21 protein-coding genes and 3 pseudogenes are annotated in these 21,910 nt (G+C 75.5%); 11 read left to right on the top strand and 13 right to left on the bottom strand.

Going from position 1 to position 21,910, the window contains the following annotated elements:
• Nucleotides 1–12: 12 nt before the first annotated feature.
• From REH70_RS07180 to REH70_RS07175, 3 genes and pseudogenes are all read left to right on the top strand, one after another.
• Nucleotides 13–1,572, top strand: a pseudogene (locus REH70_RS07180) (PAS domain S-box protein); the annotation flags it as partial.
• A gap of 131 nt (nt 1,573–1,703) precedes the next feature.
• Nucleotides 1,704–2,054, top strand: a complete 351-nt coding sequence (locus REH70_RS20535; RefSeq protein WP_396134735.1) for a sensor histidine kinase — start codon at nt 1,704–1,706, stop codon at nt 2,052–2,054.
• A 106-nt stretch (nt 2,055–2,160) separates the two neighbouring features.
• Nucleotides 2,161–2,901, top strand: a complete 741-nt coding sequence (locus REH70_RS07175) for a response regulator (RefSeq protein WP_310753433.1) — start codon at nt 2,161–2,163, stop codon at nt 2,899–2,901.
• Here the strand turns inward: REH70_RS07175 and REH70_RS07170 are convergent, their stop codons facing one another.
• Nucleotides 2,902–4,800: a hypothetical protein gene (locus tag REH70_RS07170; RefSeq protein ID WP_310753431.1), complete on the bottom strand. Its 1,899-nt coding sequence runs from the start codon at nt 4,798–4,800 to the stop codon at nt 2,902–2,904.
• Nucleotides 4,801–4,901: 101 nt separating this feature from the next.
• Here REH70_RS07170 and REH70_RS07165 point away from each other — a divergent pair, with 101 nt between their 5' ends.
• The gene (locus REH70_RS07165; RefSeq protein ID WP_310753429.1) at nt 4,902–5,789 is read left to right on the top strand and encodes a YihY/virulence factor BrkB family protein; all 888 of its coding nucleotides are present in this window, start codon (nt 4,902–4,904) and stop codon (nt 5,787–5,789) included.
• A 97-nt stretch (nt 5,790–5,886) separates the two neighbouring features.
• Entirely contained in the window at nt 5,887–6,357 is a 471-nt protein-coding gene (locus tag REH70_RS07160) for a hypothetical protein (protein ID WP_310753427.1), read from the top strand.
• Nucleotides 6,358–6,418: 61 nt separating this feature from the next.
• On the opposite strand, the gene REH70_RS07155 is transcribed toward REH70_RS07160, so the two are convergent.
• The 9 genes and pseudogenes from REH70_RS07155 to REH70_RS07115 form a co-directional block, all read right to left on the bottom strand.
• Nucleotides 6,419–6,628: a hypothetical protein gene (locus REH70_RS07155; RefSeq protein WP_310753426.1), complete on the bottom strand. Its 210-nt coding sequence runs from the start codon at nt 6,626–6,628 to the stop codon at nt 6,419–6,421.
• Between the two features lie 71 nt (nt 6,629–6,699).
• Complete coding sequence (locus REH70_RS07150; RefSeq protein WP_310753425.1) at nt 6,700–6,822, bottom strand: hypothetical protein; 123 nt, start codon at nt 6,820–6,822, stop codon at nt 6,700–6,702.
• 51 nt (nt 6,823–6,873) lie between these two features.
• Nucleotides 6,874–8,691, bottom strand: coding sequence for a 4-alpha-glucanotransferase (gene malQ / locus REH70_RS07145; protein WP_310753424.1), 1,818 nt, complete (start codon nt 8,689–8,691; stop codon nt 6,874–6,876).
• Between the two features lie 268 nt (nt 8,692–8,959).
• A complete protein-coding gene (locus REH70_RS07140; RefSeq protein WP_310753423.1) occupies nt 8,960–9,181 on the bottom strand; it encodes a DUF2382 domain-containing protein in 222 nt (73 codons plus the stop codon).
• Entirely contained in the window at nt 9,079–9,750 is a 672-nt protein-coding gene (locus REH70_RS07135) for a PRC-barrel domain-containing protein (protein WP_310753421.1), read from the bottom strand. The genes REH70_RS07140 and REH70_RS07135 overlap by 103 nt, the downstream gene beginning before the upstream one ends.
• Nucleotides 9,751–9,914: 164 nt before the next feature.
• Nucleotides 9,915–10,705 (bottom strand): annotated as a pseudogene (locus REH70_RS07130) (amino acid ABC transporter ATP-binding protein).
• Nucleotides 10,702–11,361: an amino acid ABC transporter permease gene (locus REH70_RS07125; RefSeq protein ID WP_310754179.1), complete on the bottom strand. Its 660-nt coding sequence runs from the start codon at nt 11,359–11,361 to the stop codon at nt 10,702–10,704. Before REH70_RS07125 ends, REH70_RS07130 begins: the two are co-directional and overlap by 4 nt.
• Nucleotides 11,362–11,418: 57 nt before the next feature.
• Nucleotides 11,419–12,351: an amino acid ABC transporter substrate-binding protein gene (locus REH70_RS07120; RefSeq protein ID WP_310753420.1), complete on the bottom strand. Its 933-nt coding sequence runs from the start codon at nt 12,349–12,351 to the stop codon at nt 11,419–11,421.
• Between the two features lie 41 nt (nt 12,352–12,392).
• The gene (locus REH70_RS07115) at nt 12,393–12,698 is read right to left on the bottom strand and encodes a hypothetical protein (RefSeq protein ID WP_310753419.1); all 306 of its coding nucleotides are present in this window, start codon (nt 12,696–12,698) and stop codon (nt 12,393–12,395) included.
• Between the two features lie 131 nt (nt 12,699–12,829).
• Here REH70_RS07115 and REH70_RS07110 point away from each other — a divergent pair, with 131 nt between their 5' ends.
• From REH70_RS07110 to REH70_RS07105, 3 genes and pseudogenes are all read left to right on the top strand, one after another.
• Nucleotides 12,830–13,819 (top strand): hypothetical protein, encoded by a 990-nt coding sequence (locus REH70_RS07110; protein WP_310753418.1) that lies wholly within the window; start codon nt 12,830–12,832, stop codon nt 13,817–13,819.
• Nucleotides 13,720–14,264 (top strand): annotated as a pseudogene (locus REH70_RS20530) (GGDEF domain-containing protein); the annotation flags it as partial. The gene REH70_RS07110 and the pseudogene REH70_RS20530, both read left to right, overlap by 100 nt.
• 33 nt (nt 14,265–14,297) lie before the next feature.
• Nucleotides 14,298–15,242, top strand: a complete 945-nt coding sequence (locus REH70_RS07105; protein ID WP_396134734.1) for an EAL domain-containing protein — start codon at nt 14,298–14,300, stop codon at nt 15,240–15,242.
• A 6-nt stretch (nt 15,243–15,248) separates the two neighbouring features.
• Here REH70_RS07105 and REH70_RS07100 read toward each other — a convergent pair whose 3' ends face one another.
• Nucleotides 15,249–15,815: a hypothetical protein gene (locus REH70_RS07100; RefSeq protein ID WP_310753417.1), complete on the bottom strand. Its 567-nt coding sequence runs from the start codon at nt 15,813–15,815 to the stop codon at nt 15,249–15,251.
• A gap of 452 nt (nt 15,816–16,267) precedes the next feature.
• Here REH70_RS07100 and REH70_RS07095 point away from each other — a divergent pair, with 452 nt between their 5' ends.
• Entirely contained in the window at nt 16,268–17,110 is an 843-nt protein-coding gene (locus REH70_RS07095; RefSeq protein WP_310753415.1) for an SMP-30/gluconolactonase/LRE family protein, read from the top strand.
• An 81-nt stretch (nt 17,111–17,191) separates the two neighbouring features.
• Here REH70_RS07095 and REH70_RS07090 read toward each other — a convergent pair whose 3' ends face one another.
• Nucleotides 17,192–18,658 (bottom strand): serine hydrolase domain-containing protein, encoded by a 1,467-nt coding sequence (locus REH70_RS07090; RefSeq protein WP_310753414.1) that lies wholly within the window; start codon nt 18,656–18,658, stop codon nt 17,192–17,194.
• Nucleotides 18,659–18,789: 131 nt separating this feature from the next.
• A complete protein-coding gene (locus REH70_RS07085; protein ID WP_310753412.1) occupies nt 18,790–20,046 on the bottom strand; it encodes a PP2C family protein-serine/threonine phosphatase in 1,257 nt (418 codons plus the stop codon).
• A gap of 84 nt (nt 20,047–20,130) precedes the next feature.
• Here REH70_RS07085 and REH70_RS07080 point away from each other — a divergent pair, with 84 nt between their 5' ends.
• Complete coding sequence (locus REH70_RS07080) at nt 20,131–20,514, top strand: hypothetical protein (protein WP_310753411.1); 384 nt, start codon at nt 20,131–20,133, stop codon at nt 20,512–20,514.
• A gap of 13 nt (nt 20,515–20,527) precedes the next feature.
• Nucleotides 20,528–21,862 (top strand): alpha-amylase family glycosyl hydrolase, encoded by a 1,335-nt coding sequence (locus REH70_RS07075; protein WP_310753410.1) that lies wholly within the window; start codon nt 20,528–20,530, stop codon nt 21,860–21,862.
• Nucleotides 21,863–21,910 lie beyond the last annotated feature (48 nt).

Here is a 21,910-nt window from a genome sequence, read left to right as displayed (position 1 = left end):
GCCCGGCGGTGCGTGCCGGGCCGGCGTTACGGTCGTTCCGTGACCACTCCCCCGACCACCGTGGTGCTCGTCGACGACGCCCCCACGGTGCGCTCGCTCGTGCGGACGCACCTGCGGCTGTCCGGCCGCTTCGCCGTCGTCGGTGAGGGCGTGACCGGGCACGACGCCGTGGCCCTGGCCCGGCAGCACCGTCCCGACCTCGTGCTGCTCGACGTGTCCATGCCCGAGATGGACGGGCTGGAGGCGCTCCCTCGCGTCCTGGCCGCGTCCCCCGGGACACGGGTCGTGCTGTTCTCCGGCTTCGACCGGCGCGGGCTCGCCGAGCGCGGCGCCGACCTCGGTGCGATCGGGTTCATCGAGAAGTCCGTCGACGTGGCGGACGTCGCCGACCGGCTGACAGCGCTGATGGCCGCGGCCGACGAGAGGACGGGTCCGCCCGGTGCGGCCGGCCCGTCGGGTGATGCGGGCGCGACGGGTACGGCCGGTGCGGCCGGTGCGGCCGGTCAGGCCGGACCGTCGGGTGCGGCCGGTGATCTCGGCGAGGACCTCGAGCAGTTCCGCGAGGTCTTCGAGGACGCCGCGATCGGGATGGCGACCATGACGCTGACCGGGCACGTCGTCCGGGCCAACCGGGCCCTGGCCGCGCTCCTCGACCGGACGGTCGAGGAGCTCGTGGGTGCCGACTACGCCGAGGTCGCCGCCCCGCCCGGCGACGACGACGTCCGCGACGTCGTCCGCCGCCTCCACGCGGGTGACGTCGAGGTCTCCCGGGTCGAGCACGAGGTGGCCCGGACCGGGGCCCGTCGCGTGCTCGCCGCGACGGTCGCCGTCGTCCGTGGCGCCGCGGGCCGGCCGATGTACCTGTTCCTCCAGGCGCAGGACGTCACCGAGCAGCGTGAGGCGGACGAGCGCCTGCGGCTGAGCGAGGAGCGGTTCCGGCTGCTGGTGGAGGCGGTCGAGGACTACGCGATCTTCATGCTCGACCCGCAGGGCCTCGTCGCGAGCTGGAACGCCGGCGCGCAGCGGATCAAGGGGTACACCGCCGCGGAGATCGTCGGGGAGCACTTCCGCCGGTTCTACCCCGCTGAGCGGCAGGCCGAACGGCACCCCGAGCACGAGCTGGGGATCGCCCTGCGGGACGGCCACTACGAGGAGGAGGGCTGGCGGGTCCGCAAGGACGGCAGCGTCTTATGGGCGAACGTCGTGATCACCGCGGTCCACGACACCACCGGCCGGCACGTGGGGTTCGCCAAGGTCACGCGGGACATCACCGAGCGCCGGGACGCGACCGAGGAGCGCGAGGCCGCGGCGCGGTCGCACGCGACGGCCAAGGACGAGCTCGAGGTCATGAACGCGCGCCTGCTGCGCGCGGCCGAGGACCAGGCGCACTTCCTGGCGGTCACCGCGCACGAGCTGCGCAGCCCGGTCACGGTGCTCGCCGGGTCGGCCGACACGCTCTCGCGGTACTGGCGCCGGCTCGCCGACGACGAGCGCACCGAGCTCTTCGAGGGGATGGCCTCGAGCGCAGCCCGCCTGCGGCGCCTGTTCGGCGACCTGCTGACCGCGGCACGCCTGGAGGCCGGGGCCGTCGCGCTCGCCCCGGCCCGGGTGGACGTCGACGACGTCCTGGTGACCGCCGCCGCGGCGGTGCGGGCCACCCGGGCCGCGGACGACGTCGTCGTCGACGTCCCCCCGGGCTCACGGTGCGCGCCGACCGTGACCGGTTCGCTCAGGCGGTCGACAACCTGCTCGGCAACGCGCTGCGCCACGGCGCCGCCCCGGTGCGGCTGTGTGCCCGCGCCGACGGCGAGACGGTCGTCGTCCGGGTCACCGACAGCGGCGCCGGTGTCCCCGCGGCGATGGTCCCGCGCCTGTTCGACCGGTTCGCGACCGGAGCCCGACGCGGGGGCACGGGGCTCGGCCTGTTCATCGTGCGGGAGCTCGCGCGGGCGCACGGCGGCGAGGCCTGGTACGAGCCCGGCGGCGGCGAGCCGGCTGACGGGGCACCGGGCGCCCGCGGGGCCGCGTTCGCGTTCTCGCTGCCGCGCGCGTGACCTCTGCCGCGCGCGTGACCTCTGCCCCGCGCTGACCGGTGCCGCGTCGCTGACCGGATGGCCGCCACCGACGGCACCAGTGCCGCACACCGGATAGCCTGCGAACGTGACCACCCGAGTCGTGCTCGTCGATGACGTGCCCGAGGTGCGTCGACTCGTGCGGACCTCCCTGAGGTTCGCCGGGGGCTTCGAGGTCGTCGGCGAGGCGGGTGACGGCGTCGAGGCGCTGCAGCTGGTCGCGGAGCTCCAGCCCGACATCGTCGTGCTGGACCTCGGCCTGCCCGACATCGCCGGCCGCGAGGTGCTCACCCGCATCCGCGCCTCCTCGCCCGCGACCCGCATCGTCGTCTTCTCCGGCACCGCGGACCCGCCCGACCGGCAGTGGATCGACGAGCGCGTCGAGGGCTACGTCCTCAAGGACGCCGAGCTCGACCTCCTGCTGGACCTGCTGCACACCGTGCGCGACCGGCAGGGCGTCGCGGTGTGCGACCTCCCGAAGGACCTGCTGAGCGTCCGGGAGTCACGCCGCTTCCTGCGGGAGATCCTCGCCTCGTGGGCGATGTCCGAGGCCGAGGACGCCGCGCAGCTCGTCGTGAGCGAGCTCGTCACCAACGCGATCACGCACGCGGACAGCGCGTGCCGCCTGCGGCTGTCACGCACGACCGGCGGTTTGCGAGTCGAGGTGGTCGACGGCGGGACCGGGACGCCCGACCCCCAGCCGCCGAGCGCGACCGGCCTGCACGGGCGGGGCATGCACATCGTCGACGCCCTGGCCGTGGCCTGGGGCACCGAGCTGCTCGACACCGGAGGCAAGGTCGTGTGGGCCGAGCTGCCGCGCAGCGCCTGACTACTGGTAGGTGACGAGATCGGGCAGCGGTGAGACGCCCTGCACGGTCTGCTCGGGCGTCAGCATCGGCAGGTCCTCGTCGATGAAGTTCTTCCACCCCCACGCCACGCCGGCCGGTGCGTCGCGGTGCAGGGTCCGCCACGTGGCCTGCTTGGCCGGCTGGCTGCCCTGACCGTCCGCGTGGATCACCATCGCGAGCTCGGGCCGCCCCGTGTCGATCGCGGCCCGGTCCGGGAGCATGTCGAGCCGGAACTGGTGCAGCACGAACATCTTCGGCGGCAGGCCCTCGTCGCGGGTCAGGTCTGCGAGCCACTGCACCACGCCGTTGACCTCCGCGGCGCCGACCGAGCCGATCCGCTGCAGCGGGCGCTCGTCCGGGCCCAGCCGCCACTCGGGGTCGAGGGCCAGTCCCACGTGCGGCAGCCGCAGGAGCTCGGCGTACTCCTGCGCCTGGGTCAGGAAGTCCGATCGCCCGGGCTGGAGGTCGAGCACGACGTAGACGCCCGCCGCCGCTGCCGCGTCGACCCAGGGGCGCAGGACCTCGACCGGCTGCTCGTTGGAGTAGTTGCCGTCCGCCCCCGCGGAGCCGGCCGCCACGGTCGCGATCATCTCGAACATCGGGACCACGGTCCGGTCGCTCAGCCCCGCGTACTGCGCCGCGGTGCTCTGGGCGCGCTGCACGGCGGACTGCGCGTCCTGCTCGCCGAGCAGACCCAGCGCCGACGTCACCGGGCTGCCGTACAGGGCGATGAACTGGTGCCGCGGGAACAGGACCTGTCCCCCGCCGGGCAGCTGGAACCCGGTCCGCGCCGACCGGACCTTCCACTCCAGCGCGGGCTCGGCCGCGAGCGCGGGGCCGAGCGCGAGCACGTGAGTCGCCGTGGAGGCGTGCAGCGCCTCGACGACGCCGGCCGTCGCCTGCGGGTTGGGGGCGGCGGCCGGGACCAGGTGGACGGGCACACCCGCCGCCCGCGCGGTCGCGACGGCAGCCACCCCGGCGGGGTCGTCGACGGCGAGCGCCACCACGTCCGCCAGCGCGGCGGCACGCTGCACCGCGAGGTCGGGTGCCGTGCCTCCCGACGCGGTGGGCGCGCCGGTCGCGCCGGGGCCGGGCGTCGCCACGTCCGCGGTGGCCGACGGCGCGGGGCCGTCGCCCGTCGCTGCCGCCCCGCCGGGCACCAGGGCGGCGACCTCGGCCGGGAAGGCCGCCGGGTCCTGCGCCGCGGGCGGTGCCGGCGCGAGCCCGGTGGCGGCGGCGAGCCCCGCGGCCGTGGCGTCGCTGCGGACCACCTCGAGGTCCGCGGCGTCGGCTCCGCCGACGGCGACGTCGCCCACCGCCAGCACGGTCCGCACGCCGAGCCGGGCCAGCTCCTCGGTCACGTCGTCGGCCAGCTCGTCGGCCGGCTCGTCGGCCAGCTCGTCGACCGGCTCGTCGGCCGGCTCGTCGGCCGGCTCGTCGGCCGGCTCGTCGGCCGTGCCGGTGCCCGTGGGGCTGGGGGTCGCGGTGGACGTCGCCGCCCCGGTCGGTCCTGCGGGCGCGACGAGCAGGGGGACCCCCAGGGCGACCGACGCGTGGGCCGCGGTGCGCTGGATCTCGGGCTGACCGGCCGGGACCACGACCGCGACCCCCGACGAGTCGAACAGCTCACGGCTGACGCGCAGCGACGCCTCGACGTCGGTCGGCTCGCCCACCGCCGTGAGCGGCGCGCCGGGCGCGGAGGTCGATGTGCGCAGCGGCTGTGACGACGCCGACGCCGACGCCGAGCCGTCGCCGGACGGTGACGCCGGCTCCCCGCCCCAGGTGCACGCCCCGAGGCCGAGCAGCGCCCCCAGCGCGAGGACGGGGGCGAGGACGGGGGTGAGGGTGCGTGCGCGTGCCGGTCGACGAGCCGTGATCATCGCTCCACGGTAGGCGACCACCGCGGCCTGACCGGCCGACCACGCCTGCCCGGGGGCGTCGGATCGGGCAGGGTGGGGGCGTGCCGAGCGAGAGAGAGTCAGTGGACACCGCCCTCCCCAGCCGCGTCCGGGCGCGCCTCGGCACGGCGCTCGGGTTCGGGCGCGAGTACGTGGCCGAGGTGATCCGGGACCGCGTGCCGGGGCTCGCGGCGGAGACCGCGTTCTTCGTCGTGCTCGGCATCTTCCCCGGGCTGCTCATCGCCGCCAGCCTGCTCGGGCTGCTGGACGTCCTCATCGGTGCCGACCTCGCCGAGCAGGCCCAGCGGCGCATCCTCGAGGCGCTCGACCTCGTCCTGACCGACGAGGCCTCCGGTGCGCTGCGCTCGGTGGAGAGCCTGTTCCAGCAGACCCGCGGCGGAGTGCTGACGGTCGCGACGGCGAGCGCGCTCGTCACCGTCTCGGGCGCCTTCGCCGTCGTCATCAACGCCCTGAACATCGCCAACGACTCGACCGAGCGCCGGACGTGGATCCGGCGCCGCCTGCTCGGGCTCCTCATGGGGCTGGTGACCATGGTCGTCGTCGTGCTGGCGCTCGCCGTCCTGATCATCGGACCGCTGCTGGGCCGGGGCGAGGCACTGGCCGAGACCTTCGGTCTCGGCTCCGCGTTCACCTTCACCTGGAACGTGCTGCGCCTGCCGCTCCTCGTCGCCGGGGTGGTGGCGTGGACCGCGACGCTGTTCCACTACGCGCCCAGCAAGCGGACGCGGTGGCGGTACGCGGTGCCGGGCGCCGTGCTGACCACCGCCCTGTGGGTGCTGGCGAGCGCCGGGTTCCACGTCTACCTGCGGTTCGCGGCCGGCACCAACCCCGTGCTGGGCGCCTTCGGCGGCGGCGTCATCGTGATGCTCTGGGTGTACCTGCTCAGCCTCGCGCTGCTGCTCGGCGGTGAGCTCAACGCGTCGTTGCACGACCGGCGTCGCCCGGCCTGAGCCCGTCGGGACGGTGGCCCGGACCCGGCGGGGCGTCCGCCCACGGGGAAGAGGCGGCCCGGGCATACTGGCGACGCCTCGCCGGTCGGGGCACGCCGTGACCCGCACCCCTCGGGAGGCCCGCCGTGTCCACCTCGACCCCGCCGTCGCCGGCCGCCGCCCGGCGACCACGGGCCCCCTGCTGCGCGCCCTCGGTGCGCTCACGCTCGGGTACTCGGGCTACCTGCACCTGCGCATCGCGCTCGACCGGCCACCGCTGCTCGCGGACGGGCGGGTCACCCTCATGGGACTCTTCGTCGCGCAGGCCGTGGCGGTGCTGGTCGTCGTCGTGTGGGTCCTGGTGCGGGCCGGCGCGGTCGCCTGGCTCGCGTTCGCGGTCGTGGCCGCCGCGTCCCTCGCGGCGCTCCTGCTCAGCGTCGCGGTCCGGATCCCGGCGATCGGACCGTTCCCGGAGATCCACGAGCCGGCCTGGTACACCGACAAGACCCTCGCGGCCGCCAGTGCCGGTGCTGCGGTCGCGGTCGCCGTCGTGGCGCTCGCCGTGCTGCGCCGCCGTCGGGCCGGCTGAGCGGCGCCGTCGCGCCCGCGAGGCCCCGCCCGGCTGACGTCCGGCTCAGGTGACGTCCGGCTCAGGTGACGTCGAACGTCCCGGTCATCGCCGGGTGCGGGTCGCACGTGTAGGTGTGCTCGCCGGGCTCGAGGGTGACCTCCCAGGTGGTCTCCTCGAGCTCGGGGACCGACGTCGTCTCGTCGACCGAGCCGCCGGTGAGATGGAAGTTGTGCTCGGTCGCCGGATCGCTGACGCGGATCGTGTAGTCGCCCGCCGGCAGGGACGTCACCGGCTCACCGTCCTCGTGGGTGAGCGCGATCTCGAAGGCCTCCGGGTCCTCGGGTGTCCCAACCGTCGCGATCAGGACGCCGGTCCCCCGGTCCCCGCCCCCGCGCTCGGCTCGGCCTCGTCCCCGCCGCACGCGGTCAGCAGCGCGAGGGCGGCGAGCGCGGACACCACGGCCCGCGGGAGGTGCTCGGTCATGGGAGGCCCTTCGGTCGGGGGTGATCCGGTGACCGGGTGGTCACCGGGTCGTCAGCGGCGCGCGTCGAGGATCCCGGCGACCTCACGGGCCAGCGGCTCGTCGAGCAGCTGCTCGACGGGGCGCGGGAGGGCGAGGCACCAGTTGGGCCACGCGGTGACGGTCCCGGGCATGTTGGGCCGCTCGGCGACGGCACCGGCGTCGTCGAGCGAGGCCAGCACGACGCGGGCCGCGCACGCCGACAGCCGGGCGTACTGCGCCCGCACGGCGCGGGCCACCTCGTCGGGGCCGACGGGCTGCGACAGGTCGACGCCCGCCGCCGCCGCGAGCTCCCGACGCACGCCTTCGAGCTGCTCGAAGTTCGCGGACTTGCCGATCCGCCGCAGGTCGTCGTTGTCCGACCCGGTGAGCGTGCCGGCGACCGTCGCCTGGTCGTGGGTCGAGGAGGCGCCCATGGCCGGCTCGGGGAACTGGTCCACCGGCAGCCGCAGCGCGGCACGGTAGCCGAGCATGCCCTGCTCGGCCATGGTCTCGCGCACGCCGTCGGCGACCGTGCCCATGTCCTCGCCGACCACCCAGGCGCCGGCGCGACCGGCCTCCAGGCGCAGGACCGCGAGCAGCGCGTCGACCGGGTAGTGCACGTAGACGCCGTCGGCGGGGTGGGCGCCCTGGGGCACCCAGAACAGCCGCCACAGCTGCATGACGTGGTCGATCCTCAGGGCACCGGCGTGTGCGAGCGCGGAGCGGACCATCGCGACGAACGGCCCGAGGTCGGCGGCGACCAGGCCGGCCGGGTTCACCGCGGGCAGGCCCCACTTCTGCCCGTCCAGGTTGTGCCGGTCCGGCGGGCAGCCGACCTCGTAGTCGAAGCAGACGATGTCCTGGTGCACCCAGGCGTCCGCCGACGAGGTGTCGAAGCCGACCGCGATGTCGGCGACCACGGTGGCGCCGGCGGAGCACGCGACGCCGAGCTGGACGTCGGCGACCCACTGCGCCCAGCAGTAGAACGCGACGCGCTCGGCGTTCTCGGCGGCGAACGCCTCCGCGCTCGCGGGCGTCCGGTACTGCTCGGGCCAGGACGGCCAGTACGCCGTCCCGAAGCGCTCGGCGAGCACGCACCAGGTCGCGAAGCGGCGCAGGTCCTGGCCGCCGGCGGCGACCCACACGTCGTGCTCGACCGGGAGGCGATCGCGGGTGACGGCCCAGATCCGCTCGAGCGCGGTGCGCTTGAGCACCCACACGGTGTTCCGGTCGATGAGGCGCTCGGCGTTGAGGGCGTGGGCGCGCTCGGCGAGGTCGGTGAGGTCGACCTCCGTGGCCCCCGGGACGTCCTCGACCGCGATGTGCAGCAGCTGCAGCCACTGCCGGGACGCGGGCGAGTACGGCGAGGACTGCTGCTCCGGGATCGGGGCGGCGGCGTGCACGGGCGAGATGAGGACGGACCCGGCGCCGGCGGCCTGGGCCGTCCGGGCCACCCGGGCGAGGTCCCGGAAGTCCCCGATGCCCCAGGACTCGAGCGAGCGGGCGGCGTAGAGCTGGACCGCCCAGCCCCAGCCGCGGGGCGGCTGCGGGAAGCGGGGCGGCGCGCTGATGACCAGGCGGGCGGCACCGTCGTGGTCGCGCAATCGGTAGTAGCCGGCGTCCGGGCCGACGCCGGAAACGTCGCCGAGCGGTGCGCCGTCGAGCGTCTCGAGGCGCCCGTGCAGCTCGGCCGACGCCTCGCCGGGGGCGCACACGAGCGGGGATGCGGGCATCCCGGCACCGGTGACCGACGCCGCCACGACGGCGCGCGTCTCGGGGTTCAGCTCCCGCAGCGCTCCGTGCGCATCCACGTACGTGGCCGGGACGACCTCAGGAAGGGTCAAAGTCATCGCGTGATCTCCGTCGTGCACCTGTGGGAATCCCGCGGCGGGACTTGCCCGGGACGCTAACCCGGCCGGTGGCAGTTTGCCAAACCCCGGACCGGCATTTCACCCAAAACGACCGGTCGGCAGCGCGCTGCGGGCCGGTGGCCCGCCGGTGCGCTGCGTCGCGGTCACCCCCTCATCGGCGCCGGAGCGCGTCGGGTGAGCGTTCTGTCCCGACCTGGGTGGTCTGTGCGGGCGCGGTGTGCGGCGACGTGACGGCGCCGCGGCGGTGTCAGCGTGCGTCCGGCTCCCGCTCGGGCGCAGGGTCGCCCTCGTGGAGCACCTCCGCGCTCGCCCCGGGCTCGGCGGGCTCGTACTCGACGCGGAACTCCTCGCGGCTCACCGGCACGGTCACGGCCTTCTGCTCGGTGACCGTGTAGCGGCGCATCCGGACCCGCTCGGTCGGGACGCGCTCGGTGCCGACCACCCGCAGATGCTCCTCGGAGCGGACCATCGAGCCGTCGGCCGGTGTCGCGTCGTCAGCGGCCGCCGGCCGCGCGACCCGGGCCGGGTCGGCGTCGGCGTCGGTGTGGGCGTCGGCGAGCTCGGGCGGGACGGTGCCCGCGGCCGCGACGTCCCCGGCGGGGGCACCGGACCCGCGGAGGGCACGGGCCCGGCGTACCGCATGCCGGACGTCCCGGCGTCGTCGGCCGTGGCATCGCGGGGGTCGCGGTCGTCGCGGTGGGCGTCGTCCGCCTCCTCCTCGACGGGGAGGCCGTAGTGCCGGTAGAGCGTGCGCTCCTCCTGCGGGGAGAGACGGCCGTCGGCCTCGATCCTGGGCGCGTGCTTGACGACGTCCTTGCCGTACGGGACGTGGATCTCGTTCCCGCGGGTCACCGCGTCGGCCAGCGGCACGAAGGACTCCGCCCGGCCGAACAGGCCGGTGTGCACCGTCACCCACGCCGGCTCGCCGGTCACGGTGTCGAGGAAGACCTCGCCCATCGTCCCGATCCGCGCGCCGTCCTCGCCCATCACCGGGGTGTCGGCCCCGAGCAGCCGCTGGATGTCCTCGCTGGTGATCATGACGGTGTCCTCCGCGTGGGTGTGCGCCACGGATGTGGCGGGCGTACGACTGCCGGATGACGGCGTGGGGCCGCGAGTCGCACCGACGGCGTGCTTCGACGGTAGGCACGGCCCACCGGGCCCGCAACAGGGCGCCGAGCTCGTCCGGCCCAGCCGGAGGATCGCTAGAGGGGGTCGAGCAGCCGGTGCAGGAACTGCCGCGTGCGGGGCTCGCGCGGGTCCGTGAGCACCTCGCCGGGCGGTCCGCTCTCCACGACGACGCCGCCGTCGAGGAACAGCACCTGGTCCGCGACGCCCTGGGCGAAGCGGATCTCGTGGGTGACGACCACCATCGTCCAGCCCTGGTCGGCGAGGTCCTTCATCACCGCGAGCACCTCACCCACGAGCTCGGGGTCGAGCGCCGACGTCGGCTCGTCGAAGAGCATGAGCCGCGGACGGATCGCCAGGGCGCGCGCGATGCCGACCCGCTGCTGCTGACCTCCGGAGAGCTGGAACGGGTACTGGTCGGCCTTCTCGGCGAGCCCCACCCGGTCCAGGAGTGCCAGCGCGTCCGTGCGGGCCTCGTCCCGTGCTCGCCGTTGGACCGTGACCGGGCCCTCCATGACGTTCTGGAGCACGGTCATGTGCGGGAAGAGGTGGTGGCTCTGGAACACCATGCCGCTGCGGGAGCGCAGCCGGGGGCGTCGCGCCGGTCGACCCTCGTCGCCGCGAAGTCGAGCTCGACGTCGTCGATGCGGATGACCCCCGCGTTCGGGGTCTCGAGCGCGTTGAGGCAGCGCAGGGCTGTGGTCTTGCCCGAGCCGGACGGCCCGATGAGGACGGTGACCGACCCGGCCGGCACGGTGAAGTCGACCCCGCGCAGCACGTGCAGCTCGCCGAAGGACTTCACCAGCCCGCGCACGTCCACCAACGGCTGCGCGGATTCCCCGGCTGCACCTGACTCCGGCTGGCTCATGCCGCCACGTACCTTCCCAGCCGCTGCTCGGCGCGCGTCTGGCCCACGGACAGCGCGAGGCACACGACCCAGTAGATGACGGCGGCCACGCCGTAGAGGGTGAAGAACTGGAAGGTGGGGGCGGCGATCTCCTGCGCCTTGCGCAGCAGCTCGGTGACCAGGATGGTCGAGGTGAGCGCGGTGTCCTTGACCAGGGAGATCAGGGTGTTGGACAACGGCGGCACCGCGACGCGCGCCGCCTGCGGCAGCACGATGCGGCGCAGCGCCGTCCGGCTGTCCATCCCGATCGACGACGCCGCCTCCCACTGCCCCCGGGGCACGGCGAGGATCGAGGCGCGCACGACCTCGGACGCGTAGCCGGCGACGTTCATCGTCAGCGCGATGACGGCGGCGGGGAACGGGTCGAGCGTGATCCCGAAGGTCGGCAGGCCGTAGAAGATGATGAAGAGCTGCAGGAGCAGCGGGGTGCCGCGGATGACGGACACGTACGCGCGAGCGACGGCGGCGGCGAGGGCCACCGGGGACAGCCGCATGAGCGCCAGGACCAGCGCGAAGGCGAGGCCCAGCACGAAGCTGATCGCCGTCAGCGGGATCGTGCCGAGCACGAGCCCCGTGAGCAGCGGCCCGATCGAGTCGCCGACGAGCTGCCAGTCGATGCCCTCGTCCACGGTCGCGACCCTAGGCCCGCGCCGCCGGTCGCACCCGTCGAGACGTCACCGGCTGACGTCGGTGCCGAACCACTCGGTCGAGATCTCGGCGAGCGTGCCGTCGGCGCGCAGCTCCGCGAGCGCCTCGTCGATCTGCGCGGTGAGCTCGGAGCCCTGCTGGAGCGCGAACGCCTGCTCGGTCCCGACCTCGAGCTCGCCGGCGATCTCGATCCCGGTGTCTCCGGTGGTCTCGAGGTAGTTGAGCACCGCGAGGTTGTCGTTGACCGTGACGTCGACCCGGCCCTGCTTGAGCAGCGCGACCGCCTGCGTGAAGCCCTCGACGGCCTCCACGCGAGCTCCCGCGCCGGTGACGACCTCGGCCCAGTTGCTCGTCGCCGACTGCGCCGACGTCAGGCCGGCGAGGTCCTCCAGCGCGGAGACCGAGTCGTCGCCCGCGGGGGTCACGATCACCCCGGTCGAGACGGTGTACGGCGCGGTGAAGTCGTACAGCTCCTCGCGCTCGGGGGTGACCGACACCTGGTTGGCCACGACGTCGTACCGGCCGGACTCCAGCCCGGCGAAGATCGCATCCCACGGGACCTCGGAGAACTCGACCCCCATGCCCATCCGCTCGGCCACGGCGGTGATGACGTCCACGTCGTACCCGGTGAGCTCGTTGGTCGCCGTGTCGTGGAAGGAGAACGGTGAGTAGGTGCCCTCGGTGCCGACGCGCAGGACGCCCGCCTCGGTGGCGCCGGACCCGCCGGACTCCCCGGCGACGCGGCCTCGTCGGTGCTGCAGCCACCGAGGGCCAGCGCGGCGGCGGCGAGGACGGCGAGGGCGGTGCGCTTGCTGGACATCGAAGGGGGCTCCCGGGGTCTCATCCGCGGGCGACGTGCCCGCACCCGCCCAACGCCCCGCCGGGCGGGATGCTTCCCCGCGACGGCCCGGCCGGCGACAGTCCCACCCCGCGAGCTCCGCGCGCGCACCTGCCCGCACACTTCCCCGCGCACCAACCCGGCGCGCCGCAGCCGCCGACCTCAGGCCGCGGCACCGCCTGCGCCGCCGGTGCCACCGGCACCGGCGAAGAGCGGCCGCAGCGCGGCGATGACGTCGAGCCGGTCGACGTCCTTGACCCCCGCGACGAGCGCGACGCACACGTGCGCGAGCTCCAGCGCCCCGAAGGCGACCGGGGACACCGGGCCGTCGGCGTCGCCGACGACGTCGCCGAGCCGGGCGAGGGCGAGCGGGACCGCCCGGCTCGAGCCCTCCTGGTCGTCCGGGTCGAGCGCGACGAGCGCGTCGAGCAGCACGGTGGCCACGTCGTGGTGCTGCTGGATCGTCACGTTCCGACCGTAGGGGACAAGTCGCCCGTGCCGGTCGGCGCCGGGCGGGGGCCACCCGGTCGGGCGACCCCGGGTGGAGCAGTCACCCGCGGCGGCGCTCAACCGAGCGGGTGCACCGCCGATGGGAGGACGTGGATCCGCACACCCGACGACGACGCCCACCGGCGCGCACCCGCGCGGTGGTGGCCGTGGTGACCGTCGCGTCGGTGACGTGCGCCGTCCTCACCGTCGTCACGCTCGTGACCCCGGACACCGCCGCGGTGCTGCTGCGCGACGCGGTCGTGGTCCTGCTGCGCGACGCGGTCGCCGTGCTGGCGCTGGCGGGCACCGCCGTCGCACTGCGTCACCACGCGCGCGCCGAGGCGGCCGGCGACGGTCCCGAGCACGACATGTGGCGGGCCTTCTCCCGTGCGCTCGCCGTGCTGACCGTCGGCGCGGTCGGTCAGCTCGTCGCGGACGCCGCGGCGCCGGTGGTGCCCACGGCGACCGGACCCACCGTGCTCGGTCTCGCCGGAGTGGTCGCCGCCCCGTACCTCTACTCCGGGCTGACTCGCTGGAACCGGTACCGCACGCTCGTCGCGGACCCCGGGGACTGGCTGAACGGGCTCAGCGCGGTGTTCGTCGCCGTGAGCGCCGCGAACCTCGCGGTCACCTGGGGAGGCAGCGCCGTCACGGCGTTGCCGTGGTGGGTACTGCAGGGGTCGTTGTTCCGGATCTCCGCGGCGGTCATGCTGCTCGGGACGACCTTCACGATCTCGGCCCTCGGTGGCCTGCAGCGGGACCCGCGGGTCTGGGGGTCGCGGCCGCACTCACCCTGGCGGCTGCGGGCGAGGCCGCCTTCCTCCACGTCGGGGCTGGTACCGGCGCGGGCGGTCTGCCGCTGCTCGGCTGGGCGCTGGCCGGCGCCACCCTCGCGGTCTGCTCGTTGTGCGCGCCCGTCGTCGTCGCGCCACGCCAGGCCACCCCGCAGGCCCCCACCATCGGCGCGCTCGTCGTCCTGCTCGCCGCGATCGCCGTCCTGGTGCTCGACACCGAGCGGTTCTCCCCGGGCACCGGCCGGACCGGCACGGCGGCCGACCACACCGCGACCCTGTTCGCGGTCCTCGCCGTCGTCGGCGTGAGCGTGCGGATCGTGCACCTCATCCGCGACCTCGCCCTGCTCGCGCAGACCCGCATCGAGGCCAACACCGACGAGCTCACCGGGGTCGCCAACCGCCGCGCGCTCGCGGCTCGCCTGGACGCCTCGCTGCGCGGTGGTGGACCGGTCTGCCTGATCGTGCTGGACGTCGACCGCTTCAAGGAGGTCAACGACCGGTACGGGCACGCGACCGGGGACGCCCTGCTGCGGTCGGTGAGTGCGCGGCTCAGCGCTCTCGTGGGCGCGAGGGCCTGCTCGCGCGCCTCGGGGGCGACGAGTTCGCCGTGCTCGTCGAGGAGGCGGAGGCCGCCGCGACCACTCTGGCGCACGCCCTGGCCGCAGCGGTCGGCGCGGTGGACGAGGTCGCCGGCCACCCCGTGCACTGCGCCGCGAGCGTCGGTGTCGCCGGTGGCGGGCGGGGCGTCGACGGCGGGGAGCTGCTCCGGCGCGCGGACACCGCGATGTACCAGGCGAAGGCGACCGGCTCGGGGGTCGCCCGCTACGACCGAGAGCTCGACCGACGGGCGCGCGAGCGTGCTGCCCGCCTCGAGCAGCTGCGCGCGGAGCTGGACCCCACGAACCCGCGCGGCGGCCGGCGGATCGTCGTCCACTACCAGCCGCAGCTGCGCCTGGGGACCCACGAGGTGACCGGCGTGGAGGCACTGGTGCGCTGGGACCACCCGGAGCACGGCGTCCTGCCGCCGGCCGACTTCCTCGACCTCGTGGAGCAGCACGGCATGATGCCGCAGGTCACGGCGCTGGTGCTGCGCACCGCCGCGGACCAGGCGGCCCGCTGGCAGTGCGCCGGCCGCCGGTGGCGCGTCTCGGTGAACCTCTCCACGAGCGTCCTCGTCCATCCCGACCTGCTCGACCTGCTCGACGACGTCCTCGCCCGGACCGGTGTGGACCCCGCACTGCTGGTCCTCGAGATCACCGAGACCACCCTCATGGTCGACGCGGCGCGCGGCCTGCGGGCGGCGCACGCCATCGCGGCGCGCGGCGTCGGCCTGAGCATCGACGACTACGGCACCGGGCACTCGTCCCTGGCGTACCTCAACGACCTGCCGGCGTCCGAGCTGAAGCTCGACCGCTCGTTCGTGGCGCGTCTGCTCGCGGACGAGCGGACCCGGGCGATCGTCGCGGCCACCGTCGACCTCGCGCACCGCCTCGGCCTGCGGCTCGTCGCGGAGGGTGTCGAGGACGAGCGCACCCTGCGCGCGCTCGCGGCCCTGGGGTGCGACGAGGCCCAGGGCTACCTGCACACCCGACCGCTGGCGGTGGACGCGCTCGAGCAGTGGGTCCGCGAGCGCCGGCCGACCGGTCCCGCCGGTCCGCCGGCGGTGCCCTCGCAGGCCGGACCCGGCGTGCACCGTCGACCGGTGCTGGCCCGCCCGATCCAGGCCTGACCGGCCTCAGCGGCGCCGGTGGTCCTCGACCGCGAGCCGGGGTCCGCGCCGCGGCACGCGCGCGGCCCCGCTGAGCAGCAGGTGGCGCACGACCCGGTAGCGGTGCGGCCGGTACGGCTCGAGCAGCCGCAGCATCCCCGGGTCGTCGACGCGCTCGCCGGTGAGCGCCCACCCGACCTGCCCCGCGAGGTGGAAGTCGCCGACCGACACCGCGTCGGCGTCGCCGAGCGCTCGCTGGGTCGTCTCGGCGGCCGTCCACGGGCCGACGCCGGGCACGAGCAGCAGCCGCCGCGTCGTCTCCGCCGCGCCGTGGCTCGCGGCCTCCTCGAGCCGGTGCGCGAGCCGCGCGGCCGCGACCACCGCCCGGGCCCGGGCGGGGTCGACACCGGCGCGGTGGAAGTCCCACACCGGGACATCCGCCCAGCCGGCCGCCGACGGCGGCACCCGCATGCCGGCGGGCGCGGGTCCGGGTGCGGGCTCCCCGTGCCGGGCGAGCAGCCACGCCCAGGCGTCGTGCGCGGTGCGGGTGATGACCCGCTGCTCGAGGATCGCCGGCACGAGCGCCTCGAGCACGCGCCCGGTCCGCGGGATCCGGACGTGCGCCGTGCGCCGGTACGCGTCCCGGACGGGACCCGGGGTGGGTCGAAGCCGGTCAGGTCGTCGAGCTCGCCCAGCACCGCCGGGGCGTCATCGAGGGCCTCCTCCGCGCCGGGTCCCCACGCGGTCACGTGCACCTCGCGCGGTCCGGCCGGCGCGAGGCGGACGGTGGCCGGGCCGGTCGGGAGCCCGGTGGCCCGCCACACCGCACCATCCACGGTGCCCTGGTACGCGGGGTCGCGGGCCCCGCGCCGGAGCGTGGCGAGGGTCCGGTGCAGGTCGAGCGGGACCGACGTCCTCACCACCCGCTGCACGCCGTCCCTCCCGTCGACCTCGTCCACCTCGTCCACCCCGTCCATCCCTCCATCATCCGTCGCGGCACCGACACGCCGAGCGCCCCGGGCCCCGGCTGGGCGAGGATCGACCCCATGAGCACTGCGGAGCAGATCACCGACGCCGTCGCCTTCCACGCCGAGGGGCCGGTGTGGTCACCGGTGTGGGGAGGGCTGCGGTGGGTCGACATGCTCGCCGGGGACCTGCTCACCCTGCGGCCCGACGGGTCGGTCGACCGCCTGCACGTCGGCGACGTCGCGGCGTTCGTGCGCCCGCGCACCCGCGGCGGGTACGTCGTGGGCGTCGAGCGTGGGATCGCGCTCGCCGACGGGCCCGACGAGGTCCCGGTGCCGCTCAGGCCGCTGTGGACGGACTCCGGGATCCGGATGAACGAGGGCGGCTGCGACCCGCAGGGACGGCTGCTCGCCGGCTCGATGGCGTACGACCAGGCACCGGGCGCCGCCACGCTGTACCGGTTCGCGGCCGACGGCACCGTCGATCGTGTGCTCGAGGGCGTGACGATCTCCAACGGGCTCGACTTCAGCCCCGACGGGACGCGCGCCTACTACGACGACTCCCGCTCCGGCGGCGTCGACGTCTTCGACGTGGTCGACGGCGAGCTGGCGAACCGGCGCCGCTTCCACGCCGTCGACGACGGCGTGCCGGACGGCCTCACGGTCGACTCCGCGGGCAACGTGTGGGTCGCGCTCAACGGTGCCGGCCGGGTCCGCTGCCTGTCCCCCGACGCCCGCGTGCTCGCCGAGGTCGCCGTGCCCGCCCAGGGGGTCACCGCCTGCACCCTCGGCGGCGACGACGGTCGCGACCTGTACGTCACCACGTCGCGTGAGGGACTCGAGGACCCCGAGCCGGGGGCCGGCGCCGTCTTCCGCATCCGGGTGGACGTCCCCGGCCGGCCCGTCCTGCCGTACGCGGGCTGACCCGCGCACGGCGGGCGGGCGGCAGGTGGGCAGCAGCTCGCCCGGCAGGTCGGCGGCACGGGCAGGACGGGCAGGACGGGCCTACGTCCGGGGTGCGCGCAGCCCCGCCCACGCGGCCCCGCCGAGCGGCTCGGTGAGCCAGGACGCGGTCAGGGCCCCGTCGGCGGTGGCGGCCACGGCGAGGCGGTGCGGGGTCTCGCGGAACAGGACGTCGAACCGCAGGTCGTCCGGCCCGGTCCAGCCGCCGCTGACCGCGACCGGCACCGTCCCGGCGTCCGGCAGCGCGGCCTCCTGCACCGACCACCCCGCGGCGTCGGCGCCCCCGAGCGTCACGGTGAGCGGGGCGCCGTCGTCCTGCGGTCGGGCCCCGGTCAGGTCGACCCGCCAGGTCCCGCCCGCGCGGGTCACGGCGAGTCGGCGGACCGGGCCGTCGACGGCCTCGACGACCGACCCGTCCCACCGGTCGGCGACGCCGTCCGGCGGTGTCGCCTCGCCGGGCAGCGACGTCAGCGCACGACCGGTGAGCCGGTCCGCGAGCGCCCGGTCGGCCCGGGCGGCCTGGTCGTCCCCGTCCGCCCGGGCGTCCCCGTCCGTCCCGTGCCCGTCCGCCGCGCCACCGTCCGCCCCGTCGGCGGTGGGGCGCTGCCCGGCGAGCGCGGGGACGAGGTGCTCCCAGGCGGCGTCGAGCACGACCTGCAGGTGCGGGGTCGCGGCCGTCACCGCGAGGACGGCGTCGTGCTCGGGCAGGACGACGCAGAACTGCCCGTAGGCGCCGTCGCCGCGGTAGCCGTGCTGCGACTGCCACAGCTGGAAGCCGTAGCCGCTCGCCCAGTCCGGGTTGTCGTTGGTGCCGGCGTTGTCCACCTGAATCGACGACGCCTGCTCGACCCAGCCCGCGTCGAGCACGCGCGCGCCGTCCCACTCCCCGCGCTGCAGCAGCAGCAGGCCGAGCCGCGCGATCGCGTCCGTGGTCGCGTGCAGGCCCGAGTAGCCCAGCTCGTGACCGGTGGCGTCCCGCTGCCAGGCGACGTCGCCGATGCCGATCGGGTCGAGCAGGCGCGGCCGCAGGTACTCGGTCAGCGACTGCCCGGTCCGCCGGGTCACGATCGCGCCGACGGTGTAGGTGCACGGCTGGTTGTAGGCGAAGACGCTGCCCGGCTCGCGGTCCGGGGGCGTGAGCAGGAAGCCGCGCACGAGGTCCGTCGGGTCGGCCGCGTGCGCGCGGTCGAGGGTCTCGGTGAGGTGGCCGCTGGCCATCGACGCGACGTGCCGCACGAGCATGCGACGGCTGCGCGGGTCGGTGACGTCGGCGTCCCACTCGGGGAAGTGGCTGAGGACGGTGTCGTCGAGGCCGACGAGGCCCTCGGCGACGGCGAGGCCGAGTGCGCTCGCCGTGAACGTCTTGCTCAGCGAGTACAGCAGCTGCAGGCCGTCGGGGGTGTAGGGGTGCCACCAGCCCTCGGCGACCACGTGCCCGTGCCGCACCAGCATGAGGCTGTGCGGCTCGACCTCGTCCGCGGCCTCGATCGCGTCGACGAACGCGAGCACGCCCGCCGCGTCGACGCCCTGCTCGCGGGGGTGCTGCGCGGCAGCCTCGGCTCGGTCTCCACGGACATGGCTCTCCTCGGTCGGTGCGGGTCGTGGTGCGGGGCTGCGGGCCTGCGGTGGACGGCCACGGCTCAGCGCCGCGGTCCGTCCTCGCCGAGCGACGCCGACGCCGGCATGAGCCCGGACGTGAACGTGTGCTCCTCGCCGCTGGCCCACTGTGCCAGCACGAGCGTCGCGTCGTCCTGCAGCACGCCCTTCTGGTGGTCGAGCACGTCGTGCGTGAGCCGGCGCAGCGTCTCCGGCGCGGGCAGCCCGGCGGCCGCGGACCGCTCGAGGTGGCCCACGAGGCGGTCGAGGCCGAAGAACTGCCCGGCGTCGTCGCGGGCCTCGGTGATGCCGTCGGTGTAGAGCACGATGCGGTCGGCCGGCTCGAGCTGCTCCTCCCCGACGACGACCTCCTCGCGCCCCAGGCCCAGCAGCATCCGCCGGCCGCCGGTGAGCTGCTTGACCACCTTGCCGTGGCGCACGAGGAGCGGCGCCGGGTGGCCCGCGTTGACGTACCGCAGGCGCCCCGTCGGCAGGTCCAGACGGCCGACCACGCCGGTCGCGTAGATCTCCCCGTGCCCCTGCTGCCGCACGTACCGGTCCATGACCCGGACGGTGTCCTCGAGGCCACGCCCCTCGCGCCGACTGTTGCGCAGCGCGGCCAGCGCGACGGCGGCGACGACGGTCCCCCGCAGGTCGTGGCCCGTGGCGTCGAGGACGGCGAGGTGGGCGACGTCGTCGACCACGCTGTAGTCGAACGCGTCCGCGGCGACGTCGTAGCAGGGCTCGAGGATCGCGGAGATGACCATGCCCTCGCACCCGAAGGTCAGCGGCGGCAGCAGGTCCCACAGCAGCTCGGTGGCGACGGTCCGTTCCCGCGACCTCGCCACCTGGGCCAGCGCGTCGCCGTACGGGGACTTCGCGGCGACGAGGTGCCCGGCGAGGTGCGTGAGCAGCCGGTAGGCGTCCTCGACGCTCGGCTCGGCCAGGTCCGTCCCGACCGGGACGGCGACCCGCAGGACCCCGAGGCGGTGGGTGCCGTCGAGCAGCGGCACCCACACCGCGGGCTCCCCGCCGTGCGCGACCACCGGCTGCATGAGCTTGAACGCGCGCCCCGCCAGCGTGCCCTCGATGCTCTGCGGCTCGGCCGGCGGCGTCCCGGTGGCCGAGAAGGGGATCAGCGTCCGCTGCTCGATGTCGACCAGGTGCAGGATCGTCGTCCACCCGAGCTCGGCCGCGGCCGCCGCGACGACGTCGGGGATCTGCCCCGGTGTGGCGAGGTGGGCTCTGTCCAGCAGGGTGCGCAGGGCCGCGAGGATGCGGTCGTCGTGCACGGAGGCCATGGCACGACCCTAGGGCGCGCGTCGTCGCGTGGTCGGCACAGGGGCGAAACGCCCACGACACACGCGGCTGCCACGCTCGTCCGGGTGAGCACCCACCTGCGCCCGCGGTCCGCCCACCTGAGGCTCGAGCTGGACGCCGACGCCGAGCCCGCCGCGTCCGACCTCCTGCTCGCGACGCGCGACGGCGAGCTGGTCTGGCGGGGGCAGGCGTGCACCGACGCCTGGCGGGCCGGGCTGCGCCTGCGCGCCCGGTGGCAGGGCGACTGGGACGACGCCCTGTGGGCGATGGCGCTCGCCGTGCTCGACGCCGAGCTGGCCACCCACGGGCTGCGCCGTGAGGACCAGCCCCCGGTCGCGTGCGAGACCGCGGGGAGCACGACCCGGCTGCACGTGCGCGCCCGCGTCATCCCGGCGCCGGCGGCGGGGGCGCTGCGGGGCGCGGCTACAGTGGCGCGTCCGATGACCTGATGACGGAGGTGGCATGCCCGGCTGGGTGCAGCACGCGATGTGGTGGCACGTGTACCCGCTGGGGTTCGTCGGCGCCGAACCACAGGCCCTCCCCGACGGCGCGCCCCCGGCGCACCGCTTCGAGCACCTGACGGCGTGGCTTGACCACGTGGTGGACCTGGGCCTGTCCGGGGTCGCGCTCGGGCCGGTGTTCGCCTCGCACACCCACGGCTACGACACCGTCGACCACCGGCGCATCGACCCGCGGCTGGGCACGGAGGAGGACTTCGACGCCTTCGTCGCCGCCGCGCGCTCGCGCGGCCTGCGGGTCACCCTCGACGGCGTCTTCAACCACGTCGGTCGCGGGTTCGACGCGTTCGCCGAGACGCTGCGGCACGGCCCCGGTGCGCCCCGCGAGAGCTGGTTCCGGCTCACCTGGCCGGACGGCGCCGGCCCGGGCAGCGAGCCCGACTACGCCGACTTCGAGGGCCATCACGCGCTGGTCGCGCTGAACCACGACGAGCCGGCGGTCGCCCGGTACGTCACCGACGTCATGACGCACTGGCTCGACCGCGGCGTCGACGGGTGGCGCCTGGACGCCGCGTACGCCGTCCCGCCCGCCTTCTGGCAGCGCGTGCTGCCCGCGGTCCGCGAGCGCCACCCGGACGCCTACGTCTTCGGCGAGGTGCTGCACGGCGACCTGGGTGCGGTCGTCACCGCGGCCGGGTTCGACGCGGTCACCCAGTACGAGCTGTGGAAGGCCGTGTGGAGCTCGCTCAACGACGGCAACTTCTTCGAGCTCCTCTGGGCGCTGACCCGGCACGACACCTTCCTCGACACGTTCGTGCCGCTGACCTTCCTCGGCAACCACGACGTCACGCGCCTCGCGAGCCGGCTCACCGACCGCCGGCACGTGGTGCACGCCGTCGCCCTGCTGCTGACGCTCGGCGGCACGCCGACGGTCTACGCCGGTGACGAGCTGGGCATGACCGGCGTGAAGGAGGACCGCGCCGGGGGCGACGACGCCGTCCGGCCCACCTTCCCGCCGTCCCCGGCCGGGGCCGCGCTCGAGCCGGGCGCGCGCGAGGTGCTGGACCGGCACCGCGAGCTCATCGCCCTGCGTCGCCGTCACCCGTGGCTGCACACCGCGCGCACCGAGTCCGTGGCGTGCACCAACCGGACCCTCGTGCTGCGCCAGCACGCCGGCGACGACGCCCTGCTGCTCGCCCTCAGCGTGGAGGATTCCCCCACCACGCTGCCCGCGCCCGGCGCGACCTCGGTCCTCGCCGGCGACGCGCGGGTGGAGGGCGCCGGGGTGGACACCCGGGTCGTGCTGCCGCCGCACGGCTGGGCGGTGCTGGCGGTCTGACGCCGGACGGTCGGCGGGGCCGGTCGGCGGGGTCGGTCGAGCGGGGTC

Source organism: Cellulomonas sp. ATA003 (assembly GCF_031582905.1).
In the GTDB taxonomy this organism is placed as follows: Bacteria; Actinomycetota; Actinomycetes; order Actinomycetales; family Cellulomonadaceae; genus Pengzhenrongella.
Note: the sequence above shows the minus strand (reverse complement) of the source record. Positions and strands in the feature narration are given on the sequence as shown.